Raw genomic sequence first — 18,930 nt, 5'->3', positions numbered from 1 at the left:
GCGGCCCGACCCGCCGCCCGGCGGGGACCGCAGGCCCGCCGGCCCTCCACAGGACCGGCCCGCCGTCCCCGCCCTTCCGCTCTCCGCCCGCCTTAGGAGCAGAACCCGATGTACGCGAACGTCCGCGACGACCTCCAGAAGACCCTCGACGAGATCAAGGAGGCCGGCCTCTTCAAGCCCGAGCGCGTGATCTCCACCCCGCAGAGCGCCTCCGTCTCCGTGCCCTCGGGCGACGTGCTCAACTTCTGTGCCAACAACTACCTGGGCCTCGCCGACCACCCCGAGGTCGTCGCCGCCGCCAAGGAAGCCCTGGACCGCTGGGGCTACGGCATGGCATCGGTCCGCTTCATCTGCGGCACCCAGGACGTCCACAAGGAGCTGGAGGGCCGCCTGTCCGCCTTCCTCGGCCAGGAGGACACGATCCTGTACTCCTCCTGCTTCGACGCCAACGGCGGTGTCTTCGAGACCCTGCTCGACGCCGAGGACGCGGTCATCTCCGACGCCCTCAACCATGCCTCGATCATCGACGGCATCCGCCTGTCCAAGGCGGCCCGCTTCCGCTATGCCAACCGCGACATGGCGGACCTGGAGGCCAAGCTCAAGGAGGCGTCCGGCGCGCGCCGCCGCCTGATCGTCACCGACGGCGTGTTCTCCATGGACGGCTACATCGCCCCGCTCCGCGAGATCTGCGACCTCGCCGACCGCTACGACGCCATGGTCATGGTCGACGACTCGCACGCCGTCGGCTTCACCGGCCCCGGCGGTGCGGGCACCCCGGCCCTGCACGGCGTGAGCGACCGCGTCGACATCATCACCGGCACCCTCGGCAAGGCGCTCGGCGGCGCTTCCGGCGGCTATGTCGCGGCCCGCGCCGAGATCGTCGCCCTGCTGCGCCAGCGCTCCCGCCCGTACCTGTTCTCGAACTCGCTCGCCCCGGTCATCGCTGCCGCGTCCCTCAAGGTGCTCGACCTCCTGGAGTCGGCCGGCGACCTGCGCGACAAGCTCGCCGCGAACACCACGCTCTTCCGTACGCGGATGGGCGAGGAGGGCTTCGAGATCCTGCCCGGCGAGCACCCCATCGCACCCGTCATGATCGGCGACGCGGCCGAGGCGGCCCGCATGGCCGAACTGCTCCTGGAGCGCGGCGTGTACGTGATCGGCTTCTCCTACCCGGTGGTCCCGATGGGTGCGGCCCGCATCCGCGTCCAGCTCTCGGCCGCGCACTCCACCGAGGACATCGAGAAGACGGTGGCCGCGTTCGTCGACGCCCGGGAGTCGATGAAGGCCTGACGCCGTGTGCCGGGGCCGGCGCGCAGGCGCGTCCGCGTCCCCGGCGCGTCGTCGCCGGGCTGCCGGGCGCGCGACAATGGCTGCGTGATCGACCCCCGCCGGCTCCGCATCCTGCGTGCCGCGGCGGACCACCGCACGGTGACCGCCGCGGCAGCAGCGCTGTATCTGACGCCCTCCGCCGTCTCCCAGCAGCTCGCCGCCCTCGAACAGGAGACCGGGCACACCCTGCTGACCCGTAGCGGCAAGGGCGTACGGCTCACCGCCGCGGGCGAGATCCTTCTGGAGCACGCCAACGCGGTCCTGGCCCAGCTGGAGCGGGCCGAGGCGGAGCTGGCCGCCTATGCGGGCGGGGCGGCCGGAGAAGTCACCGTGGCCGCCTTCGCGACGGGGATCGCGGAGGTGCTGGCCCCCGCGATCGTGCGGCTGCGCGCGAGCCACCCCGCGATCCGGGTCCGCGTCCGCGATGCCGAGGGCGACGAGGCCCTGCCCCTGGTCCTGGACGGCGAGGCCGATCTGGCCCTCGCCGTGGAGTACCGGGGAGCGCCGCGCGAGGACGACAGCCGGCTCTCACGCGTCCCGCTGTACGCCGAGCCCTTCGACGCCGTGCTGCACGCGGCGCATCCCCTCGCCCAGGACCCGCAGGTTCCGCTCTCGGCGCTCGCCGACGACGACTGGATCGGCCCCTACCCGGGAAACCCCTGCCACGACGTCATGCTGACGGCCTGTGAACTCGCCGGTTTCCAGCCCAAGTTGGTGCACTCGTCCGACGACTTCCGCGCCGTGGTGGCGCTGGCGGGAGCGGGCGCGGGAGTGGCCCTCGTGCCGCGTTCCGCGCTGAGCGGCATGGAGCGGAAGGACACGGTGGTGCGTCCCGTGGCGGGCCTCGCGCCGACCCGCAGGGTGTTCGCCGCGGTACGCGGGGGAGCCGAGCGCCATCCGCTGTTCCGGCCGGTCCTCGAAGCGCTCGCCGAGGCGGCGGACGGCCTGCCCACGGACTGACGCGCCCGTCGGCGGGCGCGGCGCGTACCGGCTCAGGCCCAGGCCGGAGCGGTGCCGGTCAGCTGGCAGACCACCAGGTACAGCGGGATCGGCGGGGTGTAGGGCGTCGGTCCCTCGGGGAAGTGGATCAGGCGCGGCGCGCCGGCGTCCGGGACCACCGCGCCCGGCGCGTAGCGCACCGGCCCCGGCCAGGGCAGCTCGTGGTCGGAGCCGGCCGGCACGATCCACCACCACCAGTCGGCGGAGGCGAACACGCAGCCGGAGCTCGGCAGCCGGGACAGGAGCCTGAAGCCGTGTCCGGCGGGCACCCCCACCGCGTCCCGGCCCAGCGCCGCCGGCCGGATCGACGGCAGGAGCACCCCGCCGCCGGGTCGAGCGGCGGAGCCGCCGGGCCCGAGCACGCCGTGCGCACCCCCACTGCGCACGGGGCCACGGGGCCCGGCGGTTCCGGACCCATCCGGTGGCGGGCCCTGTCGCCCGCCCCGGGGTCCCCAGGGAAGAATCTCTCTCAGCACTCAAGGACCGCCTTGCCCGGCCCCTCGTGCGCCAGCTCGGCCCAGACGATCCGGCCGAGCCCGTACGGGGCGTCGTGCGAGCCCCATGCGCTGCTCACCGCGTCCACGAGCAGCAGCCCGCGTCCGCGTTCCTCCTCCTCACCGGAGTGGCACAGGCGCGGCCCGGCCGGGCCGCAGCCCAGGTCCCTGACCGCTATCCGCAACGCCCGCCGCAGATCGGTGAGTTCGCACAGTATGTGGTCGCCGGCGGTGTGGATGACGGCGTTGGTGACGAGTTCCGAGATCACCAGGGAGGCGGTCTCGTGCAGTTCCTCGTGGTGCCCCCAGCCGGTCAGCTTCTCCCTGCTGCGGCGCCGGGCCACCGAGACCGAATCGGTACGGGACGGCACGTCGAACGCGTACCGCCGCACCACAGCGGTCCCGGAGCCTGCGCCTGTCAGCTGGGGGATGAGCGCGTTACCAGGAGCCACGACCGGAATCCTCACAGTGGGGAAGCGGAGCCCCGTGCCGCCTCCCCCAAGGCTGCACTCGACGACCGCGTGTGAACTGGTTCACCGACCCACCTTGTACCCGCGGCGGACACTTGGCAAGAGGCACTGTGAAAAATGCAGAGTGCCGTTCTCCTATCTGCAACGACGTGGCACACTGCACGCAACAGCGCGTGGGGAGGTCTGAAGTGAGTGAACCCCGGTCCGCCCCGACCGTGGGCCAGGTCGTGCTGGGCAGACGCCTCCAGGACCTGCGCGAGCGGGCCGGCCTCCGGCGGGAGGAGGCGGCCAAGGTGCTGCGGGTGGCCCCGGCCACCGTCCGGCGCATGGAGATGGCCGAGGTCTCCCTCAAGATTCCCTACGTCGTCCTGCTCCTGAAGGCGTACGGGATCGCCGACGCGGAGGCGGAAGGTTTCGTCGCCCTCGCCGAGGAGGCCAACAAGCCCGGCTGGTGGCAACGCTTCCACGACATCCTGCCGGACTGGTTCAGCATGTACGTCAGTCTGGAGGGCGCGGCCTCGCTCATCAGATCGTACGAGCCGCACTTCGTGCCCGGTCTGCTGCAGACGGAGGAGTACGCCCGCCACGTCATGCGCAGCGGCGCGCTCGGCGCCACCAATGACGCCGACATAGACCGGCACGTGGCCCTGCGCATGGAGCGCCAGTCGCTTCTCACCCGGGAGGACGCGCCCCGGCTGTGGGTCGTCATGGACGAGACGGTGCTGCGCCGCCCGGTCGGCACGCCGCAGGTGATGCGGGATCAGATCGACCGCCTCCTGGAAGCCTCCACGCTGCCCAACGTCACCGTGCAGGTCGCCGAGTTCGCCTCCGGTCACCACCCGGGCACGTACGGGCCCTTCGTCCTCTTCCGTTTCGCCGTGCCCGAACTTCCGGACATGGTCTACAGCGAGTACCTGACCGGCGCCGTCTATCTGGACGCCCGCCCCGAGGTGGCCACCCACCTGGAGGTCATGGACCGCATGGCGGCTCAGGCCGCCACTGCACAACGCACGAAGGAGATCCTCAAGGGTCTCCGCAAGGAGCTGTGAATGGATCACATATACGACGGCGGGACGGCGGCCGGGCGCATCTACAACGGCATGCCCGCCGCCGAGCTCGGCGCCGAGGGCTGGCACAAGCCCTGGAGCGGAGGCAACGGCGGCAACTGCTTCGAGGCCATGAAACTGGCCGACGGCAGGGTCGCGGTGCGCCAGTCCGCCGATCCCGAAGGCCCCGCGCTGATCTACACACCCGGCGAGATCGCCGCCTTCATCCAGGGTGCGAAGTCGGGCAAGGCCGACTTCCTGCTGACCTGATCCACGATCTGACCTGATCCACGATCCACGCGTTCCCGCCGACTCCGTGCGCCGGACCCCTCCGGGTCTCTCCGAATCCCTCCGGATCCCTCCGGATTCCGCCCGATCCCGCCAGGTCGTGCCGCACTCGCCGGGCCGCCGGTTCCCGTCCGCTGTTCGAGCCGCAACTGCCGTGTTCCACAATCCTGTTCGCTGACCTTCATCCCCATGGAGCGCACATGACCGGGCAAGACCGCACCGCCGTCCAGATCGACACCAGCAAGCCCCATCCGGCCCGTGTCTACGACTGGTTCCTCGGCGGCAAGGACAACTACCCGGTCGACGAGGTGCTCGCCGAGCAGCTGCTCGCGCTCGACTCGCGCGGCCGGGACATCGCCCGGGTCAACCGTGCCTTCATGCACCGCGCCACGCGCTGGCTCGCCGAGCGGGGCGTAGGCCAGTTCCTCGACATCGGCACCGGCATCCCCACCGAGCCCAACCTCCACCAGGTCGCCCAGCGCACCGCACCCGACGCCCGTATCGTGTACGCGGACAACGACCCGATCGTGCTGCGCCACGCGGAGGCACTGCTGCGCTCCGCGCCCGACGGCGTCACCGAGTACATCCAGGCCGACGCCCGCGAACCCGAGCGCATTCTCGAACTCGCCCGCCACACCCTGGACTTCGAGCGCCCCGTAGCGGTCTCGCTGATCGCTCTGACGCACTTCATCGGGGACGACGACGATGTGTACGGCATCGTCAACCGCCTCCTCGACGTCTTCGCGCCGGGCAGCTACCTGGTCCTGTCGCAGATCACCGGCGACTTCGACCAGGAGAGCGCGGCCCGCGCGGTGGAGCTGTACAAGGGCGGCGGCGTCACGCTGCGCCCGCGGACCAAGGCGGAGGTCACCCGCTTCTTCCACGGCCGTGAACTGGCCGCCCCGGGCGTCGGCCTTGCTGCCTTCTGGCACCCCGAGCTCGGTGAGAGCGCTCTCGACGGGGACGAGACGATCCCCGTCTACGCCGGCGTGGCCCGCAAGGTCTGAGGCCCGCGGGGCCGGAGGTGGTCCGGAAGCCGTGAGGCCGCGACGGGGCCGTGGCCCGGCACGCCCGGCCGCGGCCGGGCGTGCGCGCGGGGCGAGACGGGCGGGGGCCCCGGCGGGGGCGGAGTGCGTGTGGAGTGCGTGTGATGAGTCGCTATGCGACGAATTCCTCGTCCCCGTACCGCACTTGGGCCCGGGACCAATCGACGCCGAGGCTCCGGGTGAACGTCCGGGCCAGCGGCAGATCCTTGAGCGGGGCGACGAGGACGAGCCGGCCGTCGAGGGTGACCGACCCGCCGCCGAGCTCGTCCCGGGCCCGGGGGTCGCTCACCAGCGCACCGTGGAGCGCTCCCGCCGAGACCCCGGGCGCCTGGATCTCGACCGCGTCGGCCTGCGGCGAGGTGCGCGGAAGGCAGCGGAAGGTGAGCACCGACTCCTGGTGGTACCGCTTGGCGACCACCCCGGCGATGTGGTGCAGCCCCTCACGGCCGACCCGGTCGACGTCGAACTCGCGCGAGCGCTCATAGGTGATCTGCTGCAACTCGCGCGACCAGAAAACCCCGTTGAGGAGTGTCGAGGCGCCCGGCTGCGAGCCGTTGGCGCGAATGATCCCGCGCACCTCGTGGTCGAAGCGGGTGAGGCGGGTCCTGAGCGCGGGGTCGGCGGGGTCGGTGATGATCGCCGTGTTGTCGGTGGCGAAGATCTGCCCCGCGGGGCACCCGCGGGTCATCGCGGCGGCGGGAGCGCTCTCTGGTCCCGCCGCCGCGAGCATCAGAACGCCGACCGCCACCAGGGCGCGCAACCTCTGCCTCATGTCTCAACTCCCTGACCGGTGACTCATGTTGCGGTGCGTGTTGACGCACCGTGATCACCGTAGAGTCCGAAAGGCGAGATTGCCTGCGACAAAACCTGGTGCAGCCGCATATGGCCACGTATGGCCGACAGTGGATGGCGCACCCGCACGCGCCCGCGCACGGGCATGTCGCGCCGGTCGGACGACGCGGGTTGAGCGCCGGGCCGGGCCGTACCGGACCGGGTTGGGGCCGTTCCGGACCCGGGCCCTGCTGGAGCAGGCCGTACCGGACCAGGCCGTGCTGGAGCAGGCAGTACAGGGCCGGAACCGACCGGATCCGACCCCATCCGAAACGGAGTTACTGGCCCCGCCAGATGTTGTCGAACGCGGCGTCCTCGATCGTGCGCCGCTGCCGTTCTCCGGCAAGTTCCGTCACGGCTTCGTCGACGGCGGCCAGTACGGTCACGACGGTGTCCGAGGTGAGGCGTGCCAGTTCGTCGGCCGCCGCGTCCTGGATACGGACGGCCGCCGCGAGAGCGGCGAGTACGGGTTCGCCCGATGCCCAGCGCTCCGCCGCACGCTGCCGGTCCGGCGAATCGACCACGGCGGTCCGTCCGGTACTGAGCGGATGGAACCGGTGACGCCGCCGAACGACCCTGCCCTCGGCTTCCAGGGTGGCGAGGTAGACGGCGCGCAGCCCGCGACCCCGGCGCCACAGCCAGTCCTCGACGGACTCGTACGGTTCATGGCGGACGAGCGCCGCTGCCGCCGCTGCCAGCGGCCCGTCGGTCAGATCGCACGGCGGGCCCGGGACGATGCGGTCGTCGTCGTCCACGCCGAGCGCCTCGGCGGCGGCCAGATCCAGGAGTTCGGCTCCGGCGAGGGCCAGCGAAAGGTCGCCCTGCTCGACGGGACGGTCGGCGGCGGGCACGTCCATGCTGACGATCAGCAGGTCCCGTGCTGTGGTCATGTTGGGGTTCCCTGTCGGGGTCGGGGTCGGGGTCGGGGTCGGGGTCGGGGTCGGGGTCGGAGTGGAGGTTGGGGGCGGGGTGGGCGTCGGAGCTGGGGCCGGGGCTGGGTGGCCGGGGCCACCGGTCCGAGGCCGGGCCCTCGTCGTGGGCCGGCGCCCGTGGGGCACCGGACATGAGCGCATCCTAGTGAGACCGAGGGGGCCGTGGCGGGCGTACGGCTGTGATCAGATGGAGCCATGTCCCGTCGTACCAAGCGCCCCGCACGCCCCACCCCGCCCGTCGCCCCGGAGTCGTGCCCCTGCGGGCTGCCGGCCGCCTACGCCGAGTGCTGCGGGCGGTACCACTCGGGCGCGGCCGCCGCCCCCACTGCACAGGCGCTGATGCGTTCGCGGTTCAGTGCCTTCGCCGTGCACGACGGGCCGTACCTGCTGCGCACCTGGCACCCCGACACCCGGCCCGCGGGCATCGACTTCGACCCCGGCATGCGCTGGACGCGTCTGGAGATCCTGGGCGCCACGGATGGGAGCGCTTTTCATTCCACCGGCACGGTCACCTTCCGGGCGCACTACGCCCACGGCGCGGAGACCGGCTCGATGCACGAGCAGAGCCGGTTCTCACGGGTCGAGGGCGGCTGGGTCTATGTGGACGGCGTCGTCGCGGACGACCAGCCCGCCGGGTGAAAGACGCTCCGGCACAGCGGTGGCTGGGAGCGCTCTCAGGTGGTGCGTGTGGCCGGGGCGCTCTCCGGGGTGGGGCGACAGGGAGCGCTCTCAGAGGTGAGGCAACCGGCGGCGCGCTCTCGGGCGCGGGTGGCCGGGAGCGCTCTCGGAGGCGGGTGGCCGTGCCCGCTCTCAGAGGCGGGTGGCCGTGCCCACTCTCTCGCGGGCCGCGGGCAGCCCGTTGGCGAGGTCCTCGGCCATCAGGCGCTTGGCGATCGTGTCCGCGGCGGCGCGGAGTTCCGCGCTGCGCGGCCGGCCCCGGTCCTTCTCCAGCTGCTCGTTGAGCCAGGTCGCCCACGAATCGGTGATGGCCGCGACCTCGCGCTCTCCGGCGGGGGTGTGCGAGAAGTAGCTGCCCTCGCGACTGAGGAACCCCTCGTCGACCATTCGCTGGAACACGGGCACCAGAACCTCCGGCGGCACGTGACGACGGGAGGCGATCAGGCCGAGGCTGGCGTGGCCGACCATGCGCGTGTGCTGATCGACCTGCATGACGGCCCAGGCGCCGGCCACGTCGAGCCGGGTGTCGGAGGCCGCCACGATGCGTCGCGCCGTGGTCATGTCCGCCCCACGCACGATCTTGCCCACGGCGAGTTCGAGCACCTTGGCGGAGTCGCCCGTGGTCGGCTGGGCGAAGCCCTCGCCCATGTCGGTGGAGGACGAACGCGCGCTGTCCCGCAACTCCACCTGCTTGAGGAAGAGCGCGACCAGGAAGCCCACGAGGGCGACCGGGACCGTCCACAGGAACACGGTGTGGAGGCTGTCGGAATAGGCCTGAACGATGGGGGCGGACGACGCCGGGGGCAGCTGGTGCAGGCCCTCCGGCGACTGCGCCGCCTTGGTGAGCTGCGCCGGGTTCGTACCGCCGGCGCGCGCCGCCGCCGCGATCCCGTCCTGCAGGTTGGTCTTCAGGGTGTTGGCGTAGATGGTGCCGAAGACGGCGGTGCCGAACGAGCTGCCGAGCGTACGGAAGAAGGTCACTCCGGACGTCGCCGTGCCCAGGTCGGCGTAGTCGACGGTGTTCTGCACGGCGATGGTGAGGACCTGCATGCACAGCCCGATTCCCAGGCCCAGCACGAACATGTAGAGCGATTCCAGCCAGGCGCCGACGTCGGGCCCCATCAGCGAGAGGAGGTAGAGGCCCACCCCCATGACCAGGGCGCCGACGATGGGGAAGATCCGGTACTGGCCGGTCCTGCTGACCACGTTGCCGCTGAAGATCGATGCGATGAGCAGTCCGATGACCATGGGCAGGGTACGTACGCCGGAGACCGTGGCCGAGTCGCCGTCGACGTATTGGAGATAGGTCGGCAGGAAGGTCATCGCGCCGAGCATCGCGAACCCGACGATGAAACTGAGGACCGAGCACACGGTGAAGACGGGGTTGCGGAACAGCCGCATCGGCAGCATCGGCTCGGCGGCCCGGGTCTCCGCCCAGCAGAACAGTGAGAGCGCGATCACTCCGGCCGCGAACAGGGTGATGATGGTCGCGGAACCCCAGGCGTACTCGTTGCCGCCCCAACTCGTGGCCAGGATCAGGGCGCTGGAGCCGGCGGCGACCAGGCCGATGCCGAGGTAGTCGATGACCGGCTTGGCCGTCGAGCGGACCGAGGGGATGTTCCGGGCCGCCGCGATCACCACGACGATGGCGATGGGGACGTTGACATAGAACGCCCAGCGCCAGGTCAGGTGGTCCGTGAACAGTCCGCCGAGCAGCGGACCGATGACGGTGGACACGCCGAACACGGCGCCGATCGCTCCCTGGTACTTGCCGCGTTCGCGCAGCGGGATCACGTCGGCGATCAACGCCATCGCGGTCACCATCAGACCGCCGGCGCCGACGCCCTGGAGCGCCCGCCAGGCGATGAGGAGCGACATGTTCGTCGCCAGCCCGCACAGGAACGATCCGGTGATGAAGATGATCGCGGAGACCTGGAAGACGACCTTGCGGCCGAACAGGTCCCCGAACTTGCCCACCAGGGCGGTGGCGACGGTCTCCGCCAGAAGGTAGGAGGTGACCACCCACGACATGTGGGCGGCGCCTCCGAGGTCCGAGACGATGGTGGGGAGCGCGGTCCCGACGATGGTCTGGTCGAGCGCGGCCAGCAGCATGCCGAGCATGATCGTTCCGAAGACGATGTTCCGCTGCCGGACATCGAGCACGGGTGGCGTTGACACGGGCGCTGCATCGCTGGCGGTGGTCACTCTCGCAGCCTCACACCGCCGCAGGTGGCACGCATGCGGTGTGGGCCGCGTGGATGAGGTTGCCGGGGGCGGGGTGGGTGAGGCAGGGATACGTCGGGCGGGCTGTGAGACGGGGCCCAATAGGGGGGATGTGTGACGGGGGTCTATAGGGCGGGGCCATGTGTGGCGGGGGCCCGTGCACCGGGGCGGTGTGTGGCGGGGACCCATGGGCCGGGGCCATGTGGGCCAGCATCCTTCTGCCTTGCCTGCCACCGCTGCCGTCCCTCAGCCCGCCGCCGTGCTTACCGCACCTGTCCCTCCGCCGTGGTGACCGGCATCCCCGCGGCATCGTCGTGTCGGTCTCCAGCCGTGACGCGCGTCCGGCCGGCCAGGCCTGCGGCGCCCGCGATCGGGAGGAGCAGAAGCGCGAACGCTCCGGCGAATGCCGGGAGTGGACTCGCCGACACCGCGGAGACCGCCGTGAACAGGGCCGACGTCACCGCCAGCACCAGAGTCTGGCCGAGGTTCTGCGAGGTCTGCATCGCGCCGCTCGCGTACCCCTGCCTGTCAGCAGGTGTGTGCGCGAGCGAGAGCAGGGTGAGCGACGGCGTCGCGAGCCCCATGCCGACAGCGGCCATCGCCATCGAGGACACCGCCACGGCCGGAGGGACCGCCGGCATGGCGCACATGGCGGCCACCCCCACCGCGGCCGCCATGATCGCGGCACCGATGGCGACCAGCCGGTGCCGCGACACACGGTTCTGCAGGCGGCCCTGCGCCCAGGAGGCTCCGGCCCAGGCGAGCGCCGCCCCGGTGAACGCCAACCCCGTCACGACGCCGGGTACTTGGCGGGCCGTGCTGAGCATCAGGGGGACGTAGGTCTCCAGCGTGAAGAAGGCGCCCGAGGTCAGTGCGCGCAGCAGCACCGTGGCGGGCAATCCGCTCCCCGCCCGCCATGTGCGCGGTGGCAGCAGCCTCGGGGCGAACGCCACGAGCACCACCACACCGACCGAGGCGCACACCGCGTGCCCTGCGTTCCAGGTGGAGACGCCGTACTGGGTGAGAGCCGCCGCCACGCTCACCGCCACCGCCGCGGGCAGGGCGGGCCGTCGCGCGGACGTTTCGGGACTCGCGGGTGCCTGCGGCGATCCTGGCCGTGCCGATCGTCCGCGCAGGAGGAACACGGCGGCCGCGGCGGGGATCAGGGTGAGCCCGGCCACGCCGTAGAACACCGCGCGCCACGACCACGACGCCGCGACGAACCCGGCGAGGGGCGGCCCGGCCAGTGACGGCACGATCCAGCACGCGCTCATGAGGGCCAGGGCGCGGGCCCGGAGCAGATCCGGATAGGACTGCCCGATGGCCGCGTTGACGGACACCGCCACCAGGCCCGCGGCGATGCCGTCGGTGAAGCGTCCGACGACGAGTTGCCAGATCGTGGTGCTGGTCGCGGAGACGAGGAGCGTCGCGACGGTCAGGATCACGCCGACCGTCAGCGGCCGCCGGGCCCCGCCGCGGTCCGCCCATGTCCCGCCCAGCACCCCACCGAGCAGGCTCGCCGCCACGAACGCCCCTGCCACCAGCGGGTAGAGGCCGACTCCGTCGAGGTCTCGGGCGGCCACCGGCAGCAACGGCATCACCGCCAGTGCCGCGAACCCGGTCAAGAACATCACCGCGGCGAAACTCGCGGTGACCGCCAGATACGTACGGGAGAAGAGTCTGGGGGGAGGAAGAAGGTCCGACGGTTCACGGGGGTCGCTCGTCACGGGCAGCAAGGTACGGGCCGGTCCTGGTCCAGGCCAGTGCTTTTATCGTGGGTCCACGAGAGGAACTGCACCGCACCGAGGCCGAGTTCCGGCCTCGGTTCTTGTGCCCACGGCGCCGCGCGGGACGCGCGCTCAGGCGCCCAGCACCACGTCGGAGCCGGTCGCGGGCTCGGCCAGCGGCCGCACGGGCGGCGCGGTGCGATGGAGCCTGGGAAGGGCCGGTACGGAGGCCAGGAATACCAGGGTGGTGAGGACGAACGGCCAGGTGAAGGCGTGCCCGCCGGCCGGGGCGAAGAGCGCGTTCACCGCGGGCCCGAGCACGGTGGCGGCCGCCGCTCCGGCCACCGCGAAACCGAGGCTCCAGCGGTCCGCCGCGAGGAGCACCCCGCACAGCGCCATCGCCACGAGCACCGCGTTGTACCCCATGGTGCCGTCCACGATCCGGGCGGTGGGGGCCCCGAGCGCCCAGGCGGTCATCAGGCCGACGGCGCTGCCGACGCAGGCCATCGCCCCGGCCGTCCGGCTGGCAGCGAAGATGCCGACGAGGAGGATCAGACCGACGTACCACTGCGGCATGAGGAAGATCTGCGCGATGTTGGCGAAGAAGGCACGGCCGACGTCGTCGACGGCCAGGGCGACCGACCCCTCGGCCGCGCGGCTCAGCCCTGCCGTCCCCGGGCCGTGGTGCCACACCCGCTCGAAACCGGGCGCCGCGATCGTCATCGCGCTCGCCATCAGGCAGAACGGCAGGGTCAGGGTGGGCAGCCCCCAGCCGCGCAACAAGGTGGTGGCCGCCGCCGTGATCACGGTGACGACCGCGCAGCCGCCCGCCGCGAGGACCATCGTGGAGGGGTGCTGCGGGCCCAGGAACACGGCGAAGGCGACCGCGACGAGGCAGGCGTTGAACCCCTCGAGGCCGGCCGACACCCGGGTCCGGTCCACGCCGAGAAGGTGCGCGGTGCCGGTGCCGAGCGCGGTGCCGAGCAACCCGTAGAGGCCGTACTGCCACCCCGCGGCGAACAGCGCGACCGTGAAGATGGCCCCGGTCACCGCGCTCGGCATGAAGTGCACCTGCGCCTGGCCCCGCAGCACGTGCACCGCGAACAGCCCCCGTTGCCCAGTACGCGGCATTCGCACGTGACTCTCCCCCTAAGCACCATGAAATCGACCGGAAACAGCCAAGCGCACTGTAAGGGGCGGCATATGGGGCCTAGCAAGGGCCATATGTACGTACAAACCGGCACACATGCGTCCGGAGTCCTCGCCGTCGACAAGGTTTGTATACGACGACAGCCCGGTGCGAGCGCTTCCAGACGATGGCACGAGCACGAGCACGAGCACGAGCACGAGCACGAGCACGAGCGCGAGCGCGAGCACGAGGGCGACCAGGAGCAGGAGCAGGAGCGCGAGCGCCCTGTGTCAGTTGGCCACCGGCATCGGCAGTTCCGGGAGCTTCTTCTCGTAGAGCCAGGCCTGGAGGAGCGGGCGGACCGTGTCACCCGCCATGGCCTCGGCGTGCGCGATGAAGGCGGACGTGTCGCCGGTCCGGCCCCGCCGAGCCTCGTGCCACCCGCGCAGTACCGCGAAGAACCCGTCGTCGCCCAGCGTCAGGCGCAACGCGTGCAGGGTGCAGGCGCCCCGGTTGTAGAGGCGGTCGTCGAAGATGCGGCGCGGGCCCGGCTCGGCGAGCCGCAGGTTCTGGCCGCGCCGCGCGAGACCGCGCCATTCGCGGCGCGCGATCTCGTCCGCGCTGTCCTCGCCGATGTGCTCGGACCACAGCCACTCGGCGTACGTCGCGAACCCTTCGTTGAGCCAGATGTGCCGCCACTCGCGGATGCCCACACTGTTGCCGAACCACTGGTGTGCCAGCTCGTGGGCCACGAGCGTCTCCCAGCCGCGCCGGCCGTCGATGTGGTTGCGGCCGAACACCGAACGGGTCTGGTTCTCGACGGGCGCCCCGAGGTCCGCGTCGACCACCACCGCTCCGTAGGCCTCGAACGGGTAGGGCCCGAACAGCTGCGAGAAGTGCCTCAGCATGTCGGGCTGGCGGCCCAGGTCGTGCCGGGCCGGCTCGGCGAGCCGTGAGGGATAGGAATTGTGGACCGGGATCGGCTTGCCGCCCGGCGGCCCGGGGGCCAGCACGCTGTCGTGCTGGAAGCGGCCGGTGTAGAGCGCGGCCAGATACGTGGCCATGGGCCCGGGGTGGTGGTAGGTCCACACATCGGTGGCACCCTCGCTGCGGCACTCGGTGAGTGTGCCGTTGGCGAGCGCCTGCCGGTCGCGCGGCACCGTGACGCGGAAGGTGTACGCGGCCTTGTCGTCGGGCCGGTCGTTGCAGGGGAACCAGGACGGCGCCCCGAGCGGCTGGGAGGCGACCAGGGTGCCGTCGTGGCTGTCCCCGGTACGGTCCCAGCCGATGCTCCCGAACGGCGAACGCATCGGGCCGGGCCGCCCTCCGTACCGCACCGTCGTGGTGAACACGGCGCCGGTCGCGACAGGTTGACGAGGTGTCAGATACAGCTTGCCCTGTCGTTGGCGGACCCGGGCCGCCCTGCCGTCTACGTGCGCCGCGTGGGCGCTGAGCCGGAACAGATCGAGTTCGACCCGTTCCAGCGGTCGCAACGCCACGGCCTGGATGAGCGCCGTGCCGGCGAGGCGGCCGCTGGCGGAGTCGTAGGCGATCCGCAGGTCGTAGGCGAGCGTGTCGTGCCCGTACGAGCCGTGCTGCGGGAAGTAGCGGTCGCGGCGGCCGGTGGTCTCCTCGTCCGCCACGGCGAGGGCGCCGAGCGTGGACAGGGCGGCGACCCGGACCAGGGACCGCCGGCTGTACCGGGTCACGCGGTGCTCCCTTCCCGGGGCGAAGTCTCCTGACGAGCCGTCACCATCGGTTCCAGTCGCACTAGTTCGTCGGCAGCCGGGACGGGCCGCTCGCCCGCGATGGGGTTGCCCGCCCAGCGGGTGTCGGGCGGCACGCTCTCGCCGCGCATCACCAGCGACGCGGCGCCCACCGAAGCGCGGGCGCCGATGTCGGTGCCGGGCAGCGCGATGCTGTGCGGGCCGAGCGACGCGCCCTCGGCGAGCCGCACCGTGTCCAGCCGCATGATCCGGTCGTGGAAGAGGTGGGTCTGGAGCACACACCCGCGGTTCACGCTCACTCCGTCCCCGAGGGTGACGAGATCGGTCTCCGGCAGCCAGTACGTCTCCAGCCACACCCCGCGCCCGATCCGCGCCCCCAGGCTGCGCAGCCACCAGTTGAGGACCGGGGTCCCGGTGAAGGAGCCCGCCATCCACGGCACCGCGAGGGATTCCACGAAGGTGTCGTACAGCTCGTTGCGCCACACGAAGGACGACCACAGCGGATGTTCGCCCGCCTCGAACCGGCCGACCAGGATCCACTTCGCCGCGGTCGCCGTCAGCCCCGCCACGACGGCGGCGGCCAGCAGGAGCACCGTGCCCGCCTGCGCGGCGAACACAAGGCCGCCCCGGTTGAGAGCGCTCTGCTCACCGATGAGTACGGCCTCGGCGAGCAGCACCGAGCACATCAGCGGCACCACCCTGCACAGCTCGACGCCGGCGCGGGCCAGCACGAGCCGGCGCGGCGGGTCGAAGGTCCGGCCGGGATCGGCCGTGGCCGCCACTCTGGGCAGCGGAAGCGCAGGCCGCCCGAGCCAGGAGCTGCCCGGCTCGCTCTGCGCGGGCGCGTCGCACAACACGCCGATCAGCGCGTTGTCAGGCACCCGGCGGTCCGGTCCGACGATGCCCGAATTGCCGACGAAGGCCCTGCGCCCGACGTTCGCGGTGCCCAACTTGAGCCAGCCGCCCCGGATTTCGTACGGCGCCACCAGTGTGTCGTCGGCGAGGAACGCCCCGTCCTCGACAGTCAGGAGCGAGGGCAGCGGCAGCACGGTCGAGATCTCGGCGCGCCGCCCCACCCGCGCCCCGAGCAGCCGCAGCCACACCGGCGTCGCCAGGCTCGCGTACAGCGGGAAGAGGCTGCCGCGGGCGCCGCCGACGAGCCGTGTCACCAGCCAGGCGCGCCAGGCGACGCCGCCGCACACCGGGTGGAAGCCGGGCTTGATGCCCCGCCCGAGGATCCGTACGAGGGCGGCGAGCACCAGCATGGAGGACAGGGTGGTCGCCATCGCGATGGGCGGCGCCGACAGGAGCAGGCGTACGGCGACCTGCGAGAGCGTGTCGCAGGAACGCACCAGGAAGTAGACGCCGACCAGCGCCGGAGCGGTGGACAGCAGCGTCAGGAGCGGCAGTGCGACGAGCGAGAGCGCGTACGCTGCGGCCCAGCGGCGCGAGCGCCCCGGGCGCGGCGCGGGCCAGCCGGTGCCGGCGACACGCTCGTACGCCTCCCCCTGCCGGGCCGGTGAGCCGAGCCAGCGCCGGCCGGGCGGGATGCGACCGCCGAGGCAGGCGCCGGGCTCCAGTTCGGAGTCGGCGCCGAGGACCGCGCCGGGCAGCAGGGTGCTGCGGTGTCCTACCCGTGCGCCGTCGCCGATGTGGACCGGGCCGATGTGCAGCGTCGCCCCGTCCAGCCACCAGCCACTGATGTCGGCCTCCGGCTCCACGCTGGCGCCGCGGCCGATCGTCGCGAGGCCGGTCACCGGGGGCATGGCGTGCAGGGCGACGTCCCGGCCCAGACGGCAGCCGAGCGCCCGCGCGTACAGACGCGCCCAGGGCGTGCCCAGCAGGGACGGAACGCCGAACGCCGCCACGACGCGCTCGGCCGTCCACAGCCGCAGATGGACGCGGCCGCCCCGCGGATGGGCACCTGCCCCCACCCCCCGGGTCAGCAGGCGCGCCGCCCCCGCGCCGATCGCGAAGCGGGCGGGCGCGCTCATCAGGACCACCGTGGCGACCAGCACGAACCACCACGAGGTGTGCGGGGCCCAGGCCTGGGGAGCGAGCCAGCCCACGATGTTGTCGAGCGCGGCCAGGGCGACCAGGCCGCGAAGACCGGCCACCCCGAACAGGGCCGTGGTCACGAGGAGTTGGACCACGGCGGCGCCGCGGGGCACGGGCTGGACGGCCTGCGTCTTTGCCGTGGGGCCTTCGAGCGATTCGAGGTGCTGGGCCATGTCCCGCAAAAGGGGACGGCGGTAGAGGTCGGCGACGGACACGCCCGGATAGTGCTCGCGCAGCTCGGAGGCGAGCCGCGCGGCGCTCAGGCTGGAACCGCCGAGCGCGAAGAAGTCGCTGTCCGGCTGCGGGCGCACCCCCAGCATCCGCTCCCACGCCCCGGCGAGACGGGCCACGGTCGGACCTTCCTGCCCGGCCGGGGCCCCGGCCGCCGGGCCGCGCTGGGAGGGAAGCGGCCAGGGCAGGGCGTCCCGGTCGACCTTGCCCGATGTGCGGGTCGGCAGGCCCGGCACCTCGACGAGCATCGGCACCAGAGCGGCCGGAAGTCGTTCGGCGAGGAAGCCGCGGGCCTGGTCGGCGCGGAAGCCGGCCTGCTCGGGGACGACGTAGCCGACCAGGATCTGGCCTCCGGCCGGGGTGCCGCGGACCGCGCAGGCCGCCGCCCGCACCCCTGGGAGCGCTCTCAGCATGGCGTCGATCTCGCCGAGTTCGATGCGCCGCCCACCCACCTTGACCTGGTCGTCGGCCCGGCCGATGTGGACGAGCCCGGCCGCGTCGGCCCGCACCAGGTCCCCGGTGCGATAGGCGCGCAGCGTGTCGAGGAGGGGCAGCGGCGTGAAGCGTTCGGCGTCCTTGGCGCCGTCGAGGTAGCGGGCGGTGCCGGCCCCCGCGATGACCAGCTCGCCCTCCGCTCCGTACGGAACGGGGTCTCCGGCCGCGTCCAGAACCGCCAACTCCCAGCCCGCGAGCGGCAGTCCGATGCGGACCGGCTCGCCCGGCAGCATGCGGGCAGCCGTTGCCACCACCGTCGTCTCGGTCGGACCGTAGGTGTTCCACATCTCGCGGCCCTTCACCGCGAACCGGTCGGCCAGGGCGCCCGGACAGGCCTCGCCGCCGACGATCAGGAGCCGCACCTCCTCCAGCGCCTCGTCGGGCCAGAGCGCCGCGAGCGTCGGCACCGTGGAGACCACCGTGATGCCGCGCTCCACGAGCCAGGGCCCGAGTTCGTGCCCCGCCCGCACCAGCGACCGGGGCGCGGGAACCAGACAGCCGCCGTGCCGCCATGCCAGCCACATTTCCTCGCACGAGGCGTCGAACGCCACCGAAAGGCCGGCGAGAACCCGGTCGCCCGGCCCCAAAGGCCGTTCTCTCAAGAAGAGTTGGGCCTCGGCGTCCACGAAAGCAGCGGCCGAACGGTGGCTGACCGCGACGCCCTTGGGCAGCCCCGTCGAGCCGGACGTGAAGATGATCCAGGCGTCGTCCTCCGGCCGCGCGGCCCGCCACCGGACGCCCCGCGGTGCCGTGAATCCCGGCAGTATCCGCTCGTCGGCCTCGATGACCGCGCACACCCCGGCCTCGCGGAAGACGGTCACCGCGCGCTCCTCGGGGTCGTCGGCGTCGACCGGCACGTACGCCGCGCCGCACAACAGGACCGACAGGATGGCGAGATACAGGTCGCAGGTGCCGGACGGGATGCGGACGCCGACCCGGTCGCCGGGACCGATGCCGTGGCGGGTGAGGCGCACGGCGCGCTCGGTGATCCGGTCGCACAGGTCCTGGTAGGTGAGCCTCTCGCCGCCCGCGTCGAGTGCGGGTGCGCCCGGATGGGCGGCCGCCGTCGCGTCCAGTACGTCGAGCAGGGTGCGGGGGTGCGGGGCGGCTGCGCCGCGGAAGACGGCCGGCGGATGCGAAGACATACGGTATGCCTCTGGCGTAGTGCGGGTGGTACGGACATCCTTCGGACATCCGCCCGTCCAGACGGGCATATCGAGCGGCGGG

15 protein-coding genes are annotated in these 18,930 nt (G+C 72.4%); 6 read left to right on the top strand and 9 right to left on the bottom strand.

From position 1 onward, the window contains the following. Positions 1-108 precede the first annotated feature (108 nt). Positions 109-1,290 (top strand): glycine C-acetyltransferase, encoded by a 1,182-nt coding sequence (locus OG432_RS03960; protein ID WP_328307749.1) that lies wholly within the window; start codon positions 109-111, stop codon positions 1,288-1,290. A gap of 84 nt (positions 1,291-1,374) precedes the next feature. Next, on the top strand, positions 1,375-2,289 hold the full coding sequence (locus OG432_RS03955) for a LysR family transcriptional regulator (RefSeq protein ID WP_328307747.1): 915 nt from the start codon (positions 1,375-1,377) through the stop codon (positions 2,287-2,289). 32 nt (positions 2,290-2,321) lie between these two features. Here the strand turns inward: OG432_RS03955 and OG432_RS03950 are convergent, their stop codons facing one another. Beyond that, positions 2,322-2,714 carry a hypothetical protein gene (locus tag OG432_RS03950; protein WP_443058333.1) on the bottom strand — a complete coding sequence of 131 codons (393 nt, stop codon included), beginning with the start codon at positions 2,712-2,714 and terminating at the stop codon, positions 2,322-2,324. 83 nt (positions 2,715-2,797) lie between these two features. Continuing rightward, the gene (locus OG432_RS03945) at positions 2,798-3,274 is read right to left on the bottom strand and encodes an ATP-binding protein (protein WP_328307745.1); all 477 of its coding nucleotides are present in this window, start codon (positions 3,272-3,274) and stop codon (positions 2,798-2,800) included. A gap of 206 nt (positions 3,275-3,480) precedes the next feature. Between OG432_RS03945 and OG432_RS03940 the strand changes: the two genes are divergently transcribed. The 3 genes from OG432_RS03940 (at position 3,481) to OG432_RS03930 (ending at position 5,633) form a co-directional block, all read left to right on the top strand. Continuing rightward, complete coding sequence (locus OG432_RS03940) at positions 3,481-4,341, top strand: helix-turn-helix domain-containing protein (protein ID WP_328307743.1); 861 nt, start codon at positions 3,481-3,483, stop codon at positions 4,339-4,341. Next, a complete protein-coding gene (locus OG432_RS03935; protein WP_328307741.1) occupies positions 4,342-4,608 on the top strand; it encodes a DUF397 domain-containing protein in 267 nt (88 codons plus the stop codon). 218 nt (positions 4,609-4,826) lie between these two features. Then, positions 4,827-5,633, top strand: a complete 807-nt coding sequence (locus OG432_RS03930) for an SAM-dependent methyltransferase (RefSeq protein ID WP_328307739.1) — start codon at positions 4,827-4,829, stop codon at positions 5,631-5,633. 151 nt (positions 5,634-5,784) lie between these two features. On the opposite strand, the gene OG432_RS03925 is transcribed toward OG432_RS03930, so the two are convergent. Together OG432_RS03925 and OG432_RS03920 are read right to left on the bottom strand one after the other, a co-directional pair. Then, positions 5,785-6,444 (bottom strand): hypothetical protein, encoded by a 660-nt coding sequence (locus OG432_RS03925; RefSeq protein WP_328307737.1) that lies wholly within the window; start codon positions 6,442-6,444, stop codon positions 5,785-5,787. Positions 6,445-6,781: 337 nt separating this feature from the next. Beyond that, positions 6,782-7,393: a GPP34 family phosphoprotein gene (locus OG432_RS03920; protein WP_328307735.1), complete on the bottom strand. Its 612-nt coding sequence runs from the start codon at positions 7,391-7,393 to the stop codon at positions 6,782-6,784. Between the two features lie 237 nt (positions 7,394-7,630). On the opposite strand from OG432_RS03920, the gene OG432_RS03915 reads away from it, so the two are divergent. Beyond that, positions 7,631-8,074 carry a YchJ family protein gene (locus tag OG432_RS03915; RefSeq protein ID WP_328307733.1) on the top strand — a complete coding sequence of 148 codons (444 nt, stop codon included), beginning with the start codon at positions 7,631-7,633 and terminating at the stop codon, positions 8,072-8,074. Between the two features lie 171 nt (positions 8,075-8,245). Here the strand turns inward: OG432_RS03915 and OG432_RS03910 are convergent, their stop codons facing one another. The 5 genes from OG432_RS03910 to OG432_RS03890 all read right to left on the bottom strand — a co-directional run bounded on the left by OG432_RS03910 (position 8,246) and on the right by OG432_RS03890 (position 18,848). Beyond that, positions 8,246-10,318 carry an MDR family MFS transporter gene (locus tag OG432_RS03910; protein ID WP_328307730.1) on the bottom strand — a complete coding sequence of 691 codons (2,073 nt, stop codon included), beginning with the start codon at positions 10,316-10,318 and terminating at the stop codon, positions 8,246-8,248. 281 nt (positions 10,319-10,599) lie between these two features. Further along, positions 10,600-11,967, bottom strand: coding sequence for an MFS transporter (locus OG432_RS03905; RefSeq protein WP_328314987.1), 1,368 nt, complete (start codon positions 11,965-11,967; stop codon positions 10,600-10,602). Positions 11,968-12,195: 228 nt separating this feature from the next. Beyond that, the gene (locus tag OG432_RS03900; protein ID WP_328307728.1) at positions 12,196-13,194 is read right to left on the bottom strand and encodes an urea transporter; all 999 of its coding nucleotides are present in this window, start codon (positions 13,192-13,194) and stop codon (positions 12,196-12,198) included. 288 nt (positions 13,195-13,482) lie between these two features. After that, positions 13,483-14,901, bottom strand: a complete 1,419-nt coding sequence (locus tag OG432_RS03895; RefSeq protein ID WP_328307726.1) for a M1 family metallopeptidase — start codon at positions 14,899-14,901, stop codon at positions 13,483-13,485. Further along, entirely contained in the window at positions 14,898-18,848 is a 3,951-nt protein-coding gene (locus tag OG432_RS03890) for a Pls/PosA family non-ribosomal peptide synthetase (protein ID WP_328307724.1), read from the bottom strand. The genes OG432_RS03895 and OG432_RS03890 overlap by 4 nt, the downstream gene beginning before the upstream one ends. Positions 18,849-18,930: the final 82 nt, after the last annotated feature.

The organism is Streptomyces sp. NBC_00442, assembly GCF_036014195.1.
In the GTDB taxonomy this organism is placed as follows: Bacteria; Actinomycetota; Actinomycetes; order Streptomycetales; family Streptomycetaceae; genus Streptomyces.
This window is presented reverse-complemented; position numbering and strand designations above follow the sequence as displayed.

What these genes read in the sequence shown, in the direction of transcription:
- OG432_RS03935 (WP_328307741.1), top strand. Translation starts at nt 4,342, where the DNA reads ATGGATCACATATACGACGGCGGGACGGCGGCCGGGCGCATCTACAAC.
- OG432_RS03930 (WP_328307739.1), top strand. Translation starts at nt 4,827, where the DNA reads ATGACCGGGCAAGACCGCACCGCCGTCCAGATCGACACCAGCAAGCCC.
- OG432_RS03920 (WP_328307735.1), bottom strand. Translation starts at nt 7,393, where the DNA reads ATGACCACAGCACGGGACCTGCTGATCGTCAGCATGGACGTGCCCGCC.
- OG432_RS03925 (WP_328307737.1), bottom strand. Translation starts at nt 6,444, where the DNA reads ATGAGGCAGAGGTTGCGCGCCCTGGTGGCGGTCGGCGTTCTGATGCTC.
- OG432_RS03890 (WP_328307724.1), bottom strand. Translation starts at nt 18,848, where the DNA reads ATGTCTTCGCATCCGCCGGCCGTCTTCCGCGGCGCAGCCGCCCCGCAC.
- OG432_RS03905 (WP_328314987.1), bottom strand. Translation starts at nt 11,967, where the DNA reads ATGTTCTTGACCGGGTTCGCGGCACTGGCGGTGATGCCGTTGCTGCCG.
- OG432_RS03915 (WP_328307733.1), top strand. Translation starts at nt 7,631, where the DNA reads ATGTCCCGTCGTACCAAGCGCCCCGCACGCCCCACCCCGCCCGTCGCC.
- OG432_RS03960 (WP_328307749.1), top strand. Translation starts at nt 109, where the DNA reads ATGTACGCGAACGTCCGCGACGACCTCCAGAAGACCCTCGACGAGATC.
- OG432_RS03900 (WP_328307728.1), bottom strand. Translation starts at nt 13,194, where the DNA reads ATGCCGCGTACTGGGCAACGGGGGCTGTTCGCGGTGCACGTGCTGCGG.